General features: G+C 43.2%; 12 protein-coding genes and 4 tRNA genes. 8 read left to right on the forward strand and 8 right to left on the reverse strand.

Features of this window, described 5'->3' with window-relative positions; translation table 11 throughout:
- The first annotated feature begins 60 nt into the window (after window positions 1-60).
- From ACI2IW_RS06895 to ACI2IW_RS06925, 7 genes are all read left to right on the forward strand, one after another.
- A tRNA-Gln gene (locus ACI2IW_RS06895) sits at window positions 61-136 on the forward strand.
- A gap of 240 nt (window positions 137-376) precedes the next feature.
- A tRNA-Gln gene (locus tag ACI2IW_RS06900) sits at window positions 377-452 on the forward strand.
- Between the two features lie 109 nt (window positions 453-561).
- On the forward strand, window positions 562-1509 hold the full coding sequence (locus tag ACI2IW_RS06905) for a ribose-phosphate pyrophosphokinase (RefSeq protein WP_057758042.1): 948 nt from the start codon (window positions 562-564) through the stop codon (window positions 1507-1509).
- A gap of 421 nt (window positions 1510-1930) precedes the next feature.
- A complete protein-coding gene (locus ACI2IW_RS06910) occupies window positions 1931-2611 on the forward strand; it encodes a 50S ribosomal protein L25/general stress protein Ctc (RefSeq protein WP_057758040.1) in 681 nt (226 codons plus the stop codon).
- Between the two features lie 175 nt (window positions 2612-2786).
- Window positions 2787-3368 carry an aminoacyl-tRNA hydrolase gene (pth, locus tag ACI2IW_RS06915; protein ID WP_101205142.1) on the forward strand — a complete coding sequence of 194 codons (582 nt, stop codon included), beginning with the start codon at window positions 2787-2789 and terminating at the stop codon, window positions 3366-3368.
- A gap of 100 nt (window positions 3369-3468) precedes the next feature.
- Window positions 3469-3849, forward strand: coding sequence for an aspartate 1-decarboxylase (gene panD, locus ACI2IW_RS06920; RefSeq protein ID WP_010196068.1), 381 nt, complete (start codon window positions 3469-3471; stop codon window positions 3847-3849).
- A 188-nt stretch (window positions 3850-4037) separates the two neighbouring features.
- Window positions 4038-5063, forward strand: coding sequence for a calcium/sodium antiporter (locus ACI2IW_RS06925; RefSeq protein WP_404693151.1), 1026 nt, complete (start codon window positions 4038-4040; stop codon window positions 5061-5063).
- A 97-nt stretch (window positions 5064-5160) separates the two neighbouring features.
- Here the strand turns inward: ACI2IW_RS06925 and ACI2IW_RS06930 are convergent, their stop codons facing one another.
- The 3 genes from ACI2IW_RS06930 to ACI2IW_RS06940 all read right to left on the reverse strand — a co-directional run bounded on the left by ACI2IW_RS06930 (window position 5161) and on the right by ACI2IW_RS06940 (window position 6494).
- Window positions 5161-5823: an RDD family protein gene (locus tag ACI2IW_RS06930; protein WP_404693152.1), complete on the reverse strand. Its 663-nt coding sequence runs from the start codon at window positions 5821-5823 to the stop codon at window positions 5161-5163.
- 323 nt (window positions 5824-6146) lie between these two features.
- Window positions 6147-6223, reverse strand: a tRNA-Arg gene (locus ACI2IW_RS06935).
- A gap of 181 nt (window positions 6224-6404) precedes the next feature.
- A tRNA-Ser gene (locus ACI2IW_RS06940) sits at window positions 6405-6494 on the reverse strand.
- Between the two features lie 351 nt (window positions 6495-6845).
- On the opposite strand from ACI2IW_RS06940, the gene ACI2IW_RS06945 reads away from it, so the two are divergent.
- Window positions 6846-7640 (forward strand): hydroxymethylpyrimidine/phosphomethylpyrimidine kinase, encoded by a 795-nt coding sequence (locus tag ACI2IW_RS06945; protein WP_404693153.1) that lies wholly within the window; start codon window positions 6846-6848, stop codon window positions 7638-7640.
- Between the two features lie 108 nt (window positions 7641-7748).
- Here ACI2IW_RS06945 and ACI2IW_RS06950 read toward each other — a convergent pair whose 3' ends face one another.
- The 5 genes from ACI2IW_RS06950 to ppx all read right to left on the reverse strand — a co-directional run bounded on the left by ACI2IW_RS06950 (window position 7749) and on the right by ppx (window position 13721).
- A complete protein-coding gene (locus ACI2IW_RS06950) occupies window positions 7749-8309 on the reverse strand; it encodes a YggT family protein (protein ID WP_224737825.1) in 561 nt (186 codons plus the stop codon).
- Between the two features lie 128 nt (window positions 8310-8437).
- Window positions 8438-9271 carry a pyrroline-5-carboxylate reductase gene (proC, locus tag ACI2IW_RS06955; protein WP_296209212.1) on the reverse strand — a complete coding sequence of 278 codons (834 nt, stop codon included), beginning with the start codon at window positions 9269-9271 and terminating at the stop codon, window positions 8438-8440.
- A gap of 177 nt (window positions 9272-9448) precedes the next feature.
- A complete protein-coding gene (gene tilS, locus ACI2IW_RS06960) occupies window positions 9449-11023 on the reverse strand; it encodes a tRNA lysidine(34) synthetase TilS (protein WP_404693154.1) in 1575 nt (524 codons plus the stop codon).
- Window positions 11024-11189: 166 nt separating this feature from the next.
- Window positions 11190-11993, reverse strand: a complete 804-nt coding sequence (locus ACI2IW_RS06965) for an acetyl-CoA carboxylase carboxyltransferase subunit alpha (RefSeq protein WP_102078709.1) — start codon at window positions 11991-11993, stop codon at window positions 11190-11192.
- Window positions 11994-12170: 177 nt separating this feature from the next.
- On the reverse strand, window positions 12171-13721 hold the full coding sequence (ppx, locus tag ACI2IW_RS06970; protein WP_404693155.1) for an exopolyphosphatase: 1551 nt from the start codon (window positions 13719-13721) through the stop codon (window positions 12171-12173).
- Window positions 13722-14179 lie beyond the last annotated feature (458 nt).

Consider the following 14179-nt stretch of genomic DNA (forward strand, 5'->3'; position numbering starts at 1 on the left):
AGAAAAAGCCGCAAATGACTTGCAAAATCTGAAAATTTACTTATAATAGGTCGCCACAATAGGGGTATAGCCAAGTTGGTAAGGCATCAGGTTTTGATCCTGACATCCGTTGGTTCGAGTCCAGCTACCCCTGCCATTTTTTAGTACGAAGCGTTAGAGATACATCGAGTATAAGCGGTTTATAGACAGCCACTTATCTTATTGTCATTGACAACGTTATCCCAGTTTCGGTATAGTTCGCAATGGACACCGCTAGGGAAAAGTTATGTTTTAAACGGTTTATCCGTTTTTTAGATAACTGACAGGTCATGACACCATATTAAGAACGACTATTTAGTCGCTATTATATATCGGTTGTTCATAGCCTAGACATTACAGGGGTATAGCCAAGTTGGTAAGGCATCAGGTTTTGATCCTGACATCCGTTGGTTCGAGTCCAGCTACCCCTGCCATTTTTTACTGTAATAGTATACTTCAACACCTTCACCACTCTTTTCTTAATTTGAGCAGTTTGACACTGCTTAGCGGTCGCTGCTTGAGTCAATCAATAGGACTTCTGTCATGCCTTATTTGGCGATTTTTACGGGTAATGCCCACCCAGAATTAGCAAAAACCGTAGCCGATCATCTTCACATACCTCTTGGTAAAGCTGACATCACGCGTTTTTCTGATGGCGAAATTGCCGTGGAAATCAAAGAACACGTACGTGGTAAAGATGTGTTTATCATGCAGCCTACTTGTGCACCGACCAACGACAACTTGATGGAAATCATGATGATGGCTGACGCTTTGCGTCGCTCTAGTGCTGGTCGTATCACAGCTGTCATGCCATATTTTGGTTATGCTCGTCAGGATCGCCGTCCACGCTCAGCTCGTGTACCTATCTCGGCTAAAGTGGTCGCTGACATGCTAAACATCGTCAGTATCGATCGCGTAATGACGGTTGATTTGCACTCAGATCAGATTCAGGGTTTCTTTGATATTCCTGTAGACAACATCTACGGCACACCTGTATTGCTAAACGACCTACAAAAGCAAGACTATGACAATATCATGGTTGTTTCACCTGACGTAGGTGGCGTGGTTCGTGCACGTGCGATGGCCAAGCAGCTAGGCGATACCGACATGGCAATTATTGATAAGCGCCGTGCTCGTGCCAATGAGTCACAAGTAATGCATATCATTGGTGATGTTCGTGACCGTGATTGCGTTATCGTTGATGATATGGTCGATACTGCAGGTACATTGTGTAAAGCCGCTGAAGCATTGAAAGAAAATGGTGCACGTCGCGTTTTAGCTTATATCACGCACCCTGTCCTATCAGGTAACGCACTGAAAAACATCAGCGAATCTGCATTGGATGAAGTGGTTGTGACCGATACGATTCCACTATCTGCTGAAGCCAAAGCTTGTAGCAAAATCCGTCAGGTAAGCATTGCACCGATGCTGGCCGAAAGCTTACGCCGTATCAATAACGAAGAATCTATTAGCGCGATGTTTGACGCTTAATCTGATACAGTTATTTTTAAAACAGCTATTGCGGTAATTTTTAGTAGCAATGACTGTAGTAAGACATCTCAAATAGTTAAAAAACAGAGCGTCAAGTATCCTTACTTGGCGCTTTGTTTTGTGTAGGCGTTTTGCGTAGGTCTTTATTATTGCTACAGAATCACGTATAATGCGCGCCTGTGCTGACCTTTTCGTTGTTTTTATTAGGCTGGCACTATCAAAAGTGCTGATCATGCTTAACAGCAACTATCGTTATGGTCATTATCGTAGCGAGCGCTGCTATAAGCAAATGGCTAATCTTAGACATTGCGAGTTTTATTCGTAACGATAATATTAGCTATCATCACGTATTAGTGGATTGGTCGCAAATCCACTTTTTTATGACCAGACACTTCATCATTTTTTTTATAGGATTATATCCATGAGCATTAATCATTTTGAACTAAACGCCGTTGATCGTGCTGCTGAACTACAAGGTAAAGGTGCGAGCCGCCGCCTACGTAAGCAGAACCTAGTTCCTGCTATCATCTATGGTGGTAACGAAGAGCCAACAGCTATCTCTATTAAGCTTAACGAACTAGTAAAATCACTAGAATTCGAAGCGTTTTTCTCACACATCTTGACTATCAACGTTGACGGTGAAGAGCATCAAGCAGTTATCAAAGACTTGCAGCGCCATCCAGCTAAAGGCTTCCCAATGCATGCTGATTTCCAGCGCATTGTAAAAGGTCAGAAAATCCACATGAACGTTCCTGTTCATTTCACTGGTCGTGAAGATGCGCCTGGTACTGCTGCTGCTGGTGTACTATCTACTCTAGTATCTGATATCGAAGTTATCTGCTTACCATCACAACTTCCAGAATACCTAGAAGTAGATGTATCTGGCATGGAAATCGGTGATTTGTTCCGTCTATCAGACATCAAACTTCCTGAAGGCGTTGTTATTCATGAGCTTGAGCTAGAAGACGGCCATGACCGTACTATCGTTAACATGCAGCCACCAACAGTAGAAGAAGTTGATGCTGATGCTGACGTTGATGCTGATGAAGTACCAGCAACTGAGCAAAACGACGGTACTGAAGAAAACAAAGACAGCGAGTAATAACTATTTCTAACTAGTGCATTATTTTGTGCTGGTTAGTGATACATTCGTTTAGTCAATAAGACAGCAGGTGATTAAAATCTCCTGCTGTTTTTGTAAGTAAGGTTTGAAAATAAACTGTCTATCAGTACTTCACACCTTACCCCTATTTATCAAACTCAAGCAGGGTGTTTTTATGGCCATAAAGCTTATTGTCGGTCTTGGTAATCCTGGTCAGCAGTATATGTTTACGCGTCATAATGCAGGATTTTGGTTTGTCCATCATTTGGCTCAGCAGTTTAATATCACGCTCTCCCCTGATAAGAAGTTTCATGGAGTGACAGGGCGTGGGCAAATTCATGGGTCTGATGTGCGTTTACTTATGCCGCTGACGTTTATGAATAAATCTGGTCAGTCAGTGGTGCCTATGGTAAATTTCTATGGCATCAAAAATGATGAATTGTTGATTGCTCATGACGAGCTCGATATTCCAGCTGGTAGTATCAAACTCAAAACAGACGGTGGACATGGTGGTCACAACGGCCTACGTGATATCACGCCGCATATTGGCAATGATTTTCATCGCCTGCGTGTGGGTATCGGCCATCCTGGTCACAAGTCTAAAGTTAGTGGACACGTTCTCTCTAAAGCATCTCCTGATGAGCAGATTGCGATTGATAGCGCGCTGACAGCTGCTTTTGAAGCGCTCCCATTGTTGTTAGATGGTGATGTCGAAAAAGCACGTTCACAAATTAATGGCTTTAAATTACCAGAATAATATAGTCGTTCAATGATAATGACCTTTTATTTTGGTAATTTTATCCCCATTAACCTTTTGATTTAGTTAATTAATATCAGTTACGCCAAGGAACCAACCTATGCTACTTAATATGCTTAAATGCAAATTACACCGTGCCCGTGTTACCCATGCCGAGCTTCACTATGAAGGCTCTTGCGGTATCGACGGCGATCTATTAGATCTTGCTGGTCTACGCGAAAATGAATCTATTGATATCTATAACGTGACCAACGGTAAGCGCTTTCGCACCTATGCTATCCGTGCTGAGGCGGGCTCTGGTATTATCTCATTAAATGGTGCTGCGGCTCATATGGCAGATTTGGGCGATATCGTTATCATTTGTGCTTACGCGCATTTTGATGAAGTTGAAGCGTCAACGTATCAGCCAAAACTGGTCTATTGCAACGAAGACAACACCGTAAAAGACACAGCAAATATCATTCCTGTACAAGTTGCTTAATATGACAGGATGGTGAGGTTTTGGTAAATTTAAGATAAACACAAAGTTACATCTTTGAATTAGCTGCTATTATTACTAAAAATCTCGATGCTAAAGGGAAAGCTGAATCTAAATCAAGATTCGGCTTTTTTTATGCCACTTTTATTTATCAAATTCACATTTTTCATCATATACAAGGAAACATACTGATGTGGTTGGCCGCGCTTGCAATACTGATTGGGTTAGCAATTTTAGTTTGGAGTGCCGATGTCTTTATTGATGGGGCGACAGCACTAGCAAAGAAGTTTAGTGTGCCTAGCTTCTTAATTGGTGTCTTAATATTGGGTATAGGCACGTCAGCGCCTGAGATGGTGGTATCAGTACTAGCAGCGATAGAAGGCAGTCCTGAGCTGGCTCTAGGGAACGCTTATGGCTCAAATATCATCAACATCGCATTGGTACTTGGTGCAACCGTATTAATTAGCCCTATTATCATCCGTAGAGGCATCGTAAAGCGCGACTTACCCTTACTGCTACTGATTACTGTCATCGCCGCTTGGCAGTTACGTGATGGAACACTGAGCCAAGCTGATGGTATCGTATTGTTGATTTTGTTGGTCGCAGTTTTAGGACTACAGATCATAATGAGTATACGCGAAGGCTATCATGGGCACGAAGACGATATAGTCGTGGCTAATGCTGACTCAGAGGACTTAAATAACTTAGAGCATTTAAATAACTCAGAGAGCTTAGAAAAGCTAGAACCAAGCGTAACGCGTGGTCTTGTCAGTTTAATTATCGGTATGCTGATGCTAGTAGCTAGCTCACGTGCTATTGTTTGGGGCGCTGTCGAGTTAGCAACGCTATGGGGTCTTAGTGAGCTTATCATTGGTCTAACGATTGTCGCAGTCGGGACCTCACTGCCTGAACTGGTATCGAGCTTATCAGCCGCCCGTAAAGGCGAGCATGATATGGCGCTCGGCAATATCATCGGCTCTAATATTTTCAATACTTTGGCAGTTGTCGGCTTAGCGACCGTCATTGCTCCTATCGCAGCCGACCCAGTGATTCTATCGCGTGATGTGATGGCAATGGGAGTCTTGACGATATTGCTAGTGACACTATGCGTATTTGCCTTTAAAACAAAACGCCAGTTCGGTCGTACGTCAGGTGCCACATTAGTGTTGTTCTTTATGGGCTACACCGCATGGCTGATCCAAAGCGTTAGTATGTAACTGTTTAGACTGAACCAACTGAGCATTGGTACAACTAAATTATTACGTCGATAAGAGTTACTAGTTCAATAAAAATTGTTACGTCAATAAAATCAGACTACGATTTTTTCTTACGATTTTTAAAACCGCGCCATAGCCCTTCATGTGCCACTTTTGGCATCTTTAGGGTGATGGTGTTGGACAGCATATCTTGTACCGCCAGACCGCGAGGGTTGAACAGACAGAACACATAGTTGAATACTAAACCAAGAAATGCGCTGGCCAATAAAGCGGCGCGTGATCCATCAATAAGACTACCAATAATGCCAAAAATCAGCGGCATCAGACAAGCGGCCAAAATACGCTTAAACGACTGACCCCACGTTAGCCATTGACCCGCATCATTGATCGTTTTTAACCGCCATGTCTGCATACCCAATGTCTGACCACCACGGCGCCAAAAGATTCCATAGAATGCCACGAGTGTCAGTACAAATGACGGCGTCATAATGGCGTTCTGATACCAAAGCGGCAGTGACTGAGCTTGTGATGACTCGGTACCCGTCTCCATAGTCAACAGCGTACCAACGACGGTTAGTATCGTCCCGACCAAAAACAACAGCGCCAAAATCAGCATACCATCATAGAGAATCGCCACGACACGAATCATAGGCTTAGCGATGGTTGGCTCTTCGTTAGGATCTTGCTGTACAGGCGCACTCGATTGAGGCTTTGATTTTTGAGTCGTTTTTAACGGACGTTTAGATGGACTTTTTGACATGGTACAAGCTCATAGCAAGCAGTGAATAGTAACGCTATTGTACCGTAAATGGTGGGGCTATCGTACATTATCCTAGATGACTATTTAACATCGTAGATGGCCTAACATCGTAGATGACTGTCCAATATCATAGATTACTCCTCAATATCTTAGATAGCTCTTTAATATTATTAGTTGGCTATCCGATCATGCTACATACAAGAGATGGTCGTAGAATAAATAAGTAGAAGGGTAAAAGCTACAGACATAAAAAAACCGCCAATTGTCATAAGACAGGCGATTATTTTAATGTTTTATCAGCTTGTATTAAGCTATTATGCAAATGGTGCGCCTGGAGAGATTCGAACTCCCGACCCCTTAGTTCGTAGCCAAGTGCTCTATCCAACTGAGCTACAGGCGCGTATTTTGCACTTTATCCACTGCGAAGATAATATCTTTTGCAGTAAATTAGGTTGGTCATTATATAGATAATATCGCTTGTGTCAACATCTTTTTTAATTAAAACAAATTATTTTTTGAATTAATTATTAAAATGTTTAACGCAGTATATTGCGTTATTACTCTAATAACAACTGAATAAATGGCGGTGAAGGAGGGATTCGAACCCTCGATACGCTTACACGTATGGTTCCTTAGCAGGGAACTGGTTTCAGCCACTCACCCACTTCACCTAACGATTCAAGACATTTATAAAAAATCTATAAACATAGTATTGATGCTAACAATACGTCTCATGTCGTGGGCGAGTATTATAACAAAGCCAAAACGAATTGCAAGCGTTGTCTACAGATTTAATGCGGCTTTTATCAAAATTATAGATATAAGTACTTATATTGCATTTTTATAAAGAAAATTGCGACATATCATCGCTAAATATAACGACCAAACTGCTCACTAATATTAGGCCTACTCACTCTACCGTCTTATACCTCATCCACAAGCATAAGACTATGATAGATTTTTTAGTAGTAGGTGGCTATAGTATTTGTCACTTATTTCAAAACATCTCAAAAGGAGCTATTATGCGACCTGTCGTACTGTGTTTTTCAGGATTAGACCCTTCAGGCGGTGCTGGATTACAAGCGGATATCGAGGCCATTGGACAATCAGGGGCACATGCAGCCATCGCGTGTACGGCGGTCACTATCCAAAGCTCGCAGCAGGTATTTGGCTTTGAGGCTTGCGCAGCATCATTGGTAAAAGCTCAAGCTACTGCGGTGCTTGATGATCTACCTGTTAGTGCTATCAAATCAGGTATGCTTGGCACTACTGATAATATCGCAATGTTGACCAAACTATTTGCTGATCAAGTTATCGATAACAACACGCCATTTGTCTTAGACCCTGTACTAGTTGCAAATAGCGGTGGCAGCTTGGGCGATGAGAAAACACTGGTTAGCGCCTTTAGACAATTGCTGCCCTACGCCACTTTAATCACTCCAAACACTCATGAACTACGAGCGCTTAGCGGTGAGCAAGACTTGCATGTCGGTGCACAAAAGCTATGTGCTCAAGGTACTCATGCCGTACTGGTAAAAACCTCACATGATTTTGATAGTGGTGATATCGAGCAGTACTTATATATACAGGGGGAAATGGTCCATAAAAGTACTTTGCCGCGCTTAGACGGTGAGTTCCATGGCTCAGGATGTTCACTCGCCAGCTTTATCGCTGGACGCTTGGCAATGGGCGATGCTCTCATTGATGCTGTGCAATCGGCAGATAGTTGGATTACCCAGACATTGCGGGCAGCTGATGCACCGCATCCTGATGATACTCAAGCTCAGCTCATACCTAATCGCTTTGTTCGTTTTTAGCATATTTACAAAGCCATAGCTTACCCAAGTAACAGATGCAAAAAAGGCGCTCTATATTTTTATAGAACGCCTTTTTCATGACAGTTTTCAGATTTAATTCTATTAGGATTAACCCAAGGTTGGCAACACACTCGCAGCCAAGCCACCGATAAATATCTCCAACAAATAAAATGCTAAGAAAGCAACCATTGGCGATAAATCGAGCATACCTAAATTCGGCGTGATACGACGAAAAGGGGCCAAAATAGGCTCAGCCAAATTGATAATAATGCCAATAATCGGATGCTCAGATCTGGTAAACACCACAATCCAGCTAACGATAATAGAACCAATCACTAAATAGCGACACATGCGTAAAAAGTCTAACAGTAAGCTAGTGGTACCTGTAAAGAATAGCGGTACAGGGGCAATACCTTTATGCGTTAATGCTGCCTTTCCAGAGATGTCGATTAGACGAATCAAAAACATTAGTACGATAGCGGCAATACTAATACGACCCTGTGCAACAGTCGGGAAAATACGCCCGAATACATCGACGATATGCGTCGCCTTATAGGCAGGTGCAATCATCGGATTGCTCGCATCCATTCCTGCAAACTGTAACATAAAACGAATAAACACCAGCATCATAGCGAATGTGGTGACCAAATCAAAAATTTGAAATAACATGTTGTTCATGAAGTGCTACTCAATGTGACATTATTAACAGATTCTAGGATGACAAATGTCATTATCAGATGCTGATGATTACATAAGGTGTGTCGTCAGTGGTGACTCACAGCACACCTTGTCAGTGTTTACTTGCTCATCTCTTCACTTAACGCTTGGCTACGATCATAGCAAGCTTGCATGGCCTCGCTGATTTGACGACCAATCTCATTGGCTTGCATTGACTCAACCGCTGCTTGAGTAGTACCGTTCGGTGAAGTAACTTTACGGCGTAGCTCAGCTGGTGCATCATCACTGTTCATCGCCATTTTTGCAGCACCTAACATGGTCTGCATAGCAAGCGCTGAGGCTTGTTCTTTATCCAGCCCTAATGCAACTGCCCCATCGACCATCGATTCAATGAAGTAAAACATATACGCTGGCGCTGAACCTGATACGGCTGTAACGGCATGCATATGCTCTTCGTCATCAACCCACATGACCAAACCTGAGGCTTCCATAACAGCCGTTGCTAGCTGCTTCTGTTCTGCTGAAATGTTATCTGTACCATAAAGGCCAGTTGCACCCATTTGAATCATAGAAGGCGTGTTTGGCATTGCACGGACGATATTGCTATAGCCACCCAACATGTTTGATAAAAGATCGGTCGATAAGCCCGCCGCCACTGAAATGACCAATTGATTGTCTAGTACATCAGCGAAAGCACTTACCACTACTTTCATCATTTGTGGTTTGACTGCGAGTACCACTATATCTGCACCGATCACAGCAGACTTTGGATCAGCCATTGGATCAACAGTATTTAGACCTTTGGCGGCTAATTGCTCACGTGCATCGCTGCTAGGATCGGCGACCGTGATTAGATTTGGTTTGATGCCGCAACCCACAAGCCCGCTAATGAGCGCTTGTGCCATGTTTCCGCCACCAATAAAACTGATTTTTTTATTATCTAATACCGACATACTTGTCTCCTAGTCACAAAATTCAAAGGTATTCAACTTAACATACTGATATGTAAAACGACACTCAGTTTATCATACTGCCACTATCACCGTTTGATAAATTCAAAATGTCGCGCCTGACATCAACCTGATAAAAATCAATGAGTCAGCCAACGGATATTAAACTTTTAATGCTTTCTATTTTAGACTAAGCTCACTTTTGATGTACTCAGCCAATTGATTGCTTTTAGCATCGCTATCCGTTTGCTCAGAACTCAAGAGCCAACTCTCAAATGGCGACGCTAGTAATAGAGGAATATCAGTTTGTATGTCTCTTCCATCTTCGGATTCATTTATAAAGGTAATGCTAACTACCATTAAGCTGTCTCGCAGCCATAGTGGAATCCCAAGCGTTTGATATAGTTTTTTGCCTGCTTGTGGGCGCGTAGCCATCTCGGTTTTTAACCGTTGCTTACGATCTAACGGCGCTATTTTTAACACTACCTGCTGTGCTACACCGTCCGTACTATTTTCTAACAATCGTACCAGCGCATCTGGCTTTACTTGCAACTGCCAAGTATAACGATCACTGCTACGCATGGTGAGTGATGTTAAATTATTAGCTGAACGACTAGATGAGTTACTAGATAAAGTCGGTCTAGATAATGGTAGTACTCGCTCGATCAGTGGTACATTTAGCCAAGACAGCCATTCGCTGCTCATACGATAGAGCTGCTGACGATAGCGGCGAACGGTATAAGACGCCTTACGACCTTGCCAAAACAGTTCTGTCTGGTGATCTTGGTTATCACGTTGGCTGAGAGTTAGTACGTCATCGACGAGTTGCTTAGCAGGTGGTAATGGCTCATCTTGACCGAGCCAATAGTGCAATAATTGCCGCTGACGATACATGGGTAGCTTTTGCAACGCATCAATATTTAATACACGCTGTGCGGGTGAAAGTTGCAGGTCTGTATTTTCTGTCTGCTGCATATCCTGCATAGCTTGAGCATTGACTGTTTCCTGTGCATCACTTAACAGCTGCGCACTGCGAGCAATATTATCAATGACATTAGGATTGTATGTAGCCAGTATTGGCATGATATCGCGGCGTAGCCCACTACGTACGTTGTCGCCACTGTCATTGGTAGGATCATCTATATAAGGCAACTCTAAGCGCTTGGCATAGGCGCTAATAGTGGCTCGTCGTATCGTGAGCCAAGGTCGCCACAGGATATTACGCTGTGCGCCCTGCGTTTGCACTCGCCATGGCTGCATACCAGACAGACCATTGACTCCTGCTCCTTGAATCAATCGCATTAATACCGTTTCAGCTTGGTCATCAGCGTGATGCGCTAATAGTAATACATCGTCTTGGTTGATATGAGCACGCATAACATTATAGCGTGCTTGTCGCGCAGCTTGCTCATCATGTCCATTCACTTGTGCCTGTAAAATGCGACAAGGTATTTTTTGAGCCGCTGCCCAATTGGCAACATGCTTAGCCCAATGCTGACTATCCGCTTGTAGGCCATGATCGACATGTAACAGCTGCGGCAGACATGGCAATTTACCTTGTCGGTAGAGCTGCACACACAGCGCCGCAAGTGCCAATGAATCACGTCCACCACTACATGCCAACCAAAGACGACGACCATGCAGCTGATCACTATACGCAGACATACTGCTCAAGAAAGCTGTCGCCAGAGTCTCATCAACTGGCAAATTGGCAATTGATTTAATAGGATGTGAGATGATTGCGCTGCTGGTCATATTCAGCCTTATTTTTAGTTACGTTAGATGCTTCATATACTAACAGCCATAAAAAAACGCGCCATTAAATGACACGTTTTTATTTTATCATTAAGACTCAGACTCTAATATGAAAAGCCTATTATTAATAATAGCGACTTAACAATAAAGGCGCCATAGCAACCAATTAAGCAGGCAACATCACTTCTGAGTTGAAAGACTTTAGCTTTTCATAACGTAGCTCACAACGCTCTTGAGGATCTAAATCTTTGATCTCATCAAGCTGTTCCGTAATCAGTGCCTTCAGTGCATTCATCACAGGTTGTGGCTGCACATGTGCGCCTTCGCCCTCTTCTATGACAGCGTCAATCAAACCCATTTGATAAAGGTTAATGGCGTTTAATTTTAGTGCTTCACTAGCATCTTGTGCTTTTTCAGCGGTCTTCCATAGGATAGAAGCACAACCTTCTGGCGAAATCACTGAGTAAATGCTGTTTTGTAGCATATTTACTTTATCACCAACACCAATTGCCAATGCACCGCCTGAGCCGCCTTCACCAATGATAGTCACAATCACAGGCACTTTCAGACTAGAAAATACAGCGATGCTTTCTGCAATCGCTTGCGCTTGTCCGCGCTCTTCTGCACCAATACCAGGATAGGCACCTTGAGTATCCACAAAGGTCATCACAGGAATGTTAAAGCGCTCAGCCATTTTGACCAAACGAATCACTTTGCGATAGCCTTCAGGATTGGCCATACCAAAGTTATGAGCAATACGCTCACGGGTGCTACGACCACGATGCTGACCAATTACCATCACAGGCTGACCATCAAAACGTGCAAGACCACCTAGAATGGCTTTGTCATCGGCAAAAGCACGGTCGCCATGCAACTCGTCAAATTCGGTAAAAAGCTGATTAACATAGTCCATAAATAATGGACGCTTGGCGTGTCGTGCAAGCTGCACACTATCCCAGACAGTGCTCATAGACGCTTCCCTTTAATAATTATACTTAATGTATTTATGTTTAAGAATAATATCGTTATCCGTATTCAGATAATGAAAGTACAGTTGTAAACTCAATAGGAGCTATAGTAGCACATCTTAAATAGCATGACATTATCGACAACACCGCTTTTGTTACGTTAATCTTTAACTCAATACTTACAATGGTAACTGCTCAACCTCTTGGGCTTCAATCACACTAAGCTGCACGCCCCACTTAGCAAACTGGTCAATCTCCGTACGTAAATCTGCGAGCAAGAACGCATAATGCTCACTGCTATCCGCCAAAGTGATTTGCCAGCTGTTTTCAGCGACTACCTTTAGTTCTAGCTCTGGTAGCGCATAATCACTGCGGCTATGATGTGCCAGTACGGCGAGGCGTAACAGTAAACAGAGATAAACCAGCTGATCGCCACCAATCTGACAAGTCTGCTCTAGCATATCGGCTTTGAGCTTGCGGCGATGGTTGAGCATCAACTGTGCCATGCGTTTCTGATCGACTTGCGAGAATCCTGGAATATCCGAGTATTCAAGCAAATACGCACTGTGCTTGTGATAGCTACTGTGACTGATTGCCAGTCCTATCTCATGCAAGAAAGCAGCACGTCTGAGCAAGTCGCAATCATCATTGGACAGCGTAAGCTTATCTTTTACTTGTTCAAATAAATGACGGCTGGTTTTCACCACTTGCTTGGCTTGCTTTTTGTCCCCTGAATAACGCTTGATTAATGCCAATACACTGCGGTCACGCACATCTTCACTAGCAAAGCGCCCGAGCATATCGTACATAACGCCTTCACGTAACGCACCATCTGAGTAGGTAATGGTCTCAACGCCCAATACTTTCATTACCGCGCGCAGCACTGCCACACCAGCAGGAAATACGGCTTTACGATGTTCTTTGACGCCTTCTAACTCGATATCATCAATATTGCCAATCTTAATCAGCAATTTCTCTAATTTTTTGACACCTTTGTAAGTGATGCGTTCTTGCTCATCGGCCCAACCCTTTGACACTAGGACGTTACGCACCGCTTTAATCGTACCGCTTGAGCCAACCACACTGCTCCAGCCTGTCTTTTGGTAGCGACCATTAATGGCTAATACTTCTTTGCGTGCACCTGAAATCGCACTATTAAAAGCTTCTTTAGTAATCAGGCCGTCCGCGAAGAATTTTTGGGTAAAAGAAACACAGCCTATTTGTAAACTTTCAGTCAATAATGGATCGAAATTTTGACCAATAATAAACTCTGTCGAACCGCCGCCAATATCCATGACCAAGCGCTTATCACTACTCTCATTGGTATGTGAGACGCCCAAATAAATCAATCGCGCCTCTTCGCGGCCAGCAATAATCTCAATCGGTTTTGGCAGGATTTTATTGGCACGGGAGATGAAGTCGTTGGCGTTTTTGGCTTGACGCAACGCATTGGTCGCGACCACACGAATACGCTCTGGCGGTACTGAATCCAAGCGCGCCACAAAGCGGCTTAAACAATCAAGACCGCGCTGTTCAGCAGCTGCGCTTAAAATATTATTTTCGTCCAGACCGGCGGCGAGCTGTACCTTTTCAGACATCGAGACTACTTTTCGCACTTCCCCATGGTCAAGACGAGCAATAGCTAAATGGAAACTGTTGGAACCAATATCGATGGCTGCCATCATTTCATCATCGCCAATTGGCGGATTCGTAAGGTAGTCAATAGGCATAGGACAAGTCGTCACCGTGTTAGAGAGAGTGGATAGTTTACCAAAATCACGTGCTATATAGTTATAAAATCACATGTATAGAAAAAAGTAGTAACCACAAAAATCAGGGCAATTTTGTCATTAAAGCATTTATGCCAAACACTCGCAAGCGATGCAAAACTGTAGTGGGAACATCGAAGACCAACCTATGAGCTGACAGGTATCGGATCAGCATCTAACGCTTGTGTTACTCATATCGGTTTGCTACATTGAAAGCTATCAATATCATAATAAAAAACCGTTATTTACAGAATTTTTATCCGTATAATTTACTTCAAAAGTCACCAGCTAATCGGTTAAAAATCATCCGCAATTAGTAGTTATCAACCCCACCAGCAAGGAAGCTAGTCACATGAAACAGACTACCACAAAAGACGCTACCCAAAATACTGAGACCCCTATCAGTAGCGCTAAAAAAG

The organism is Psychrobacter sp. NPDC078501, assembly GCF_044900935.1.
In the GTDB taxonomy this organism is placed as follows: Bacteria; Pseudomonadota; Gammaproteobacteria; order Pseudomonadales; family Moraxellaceae; genus Psychrobacter.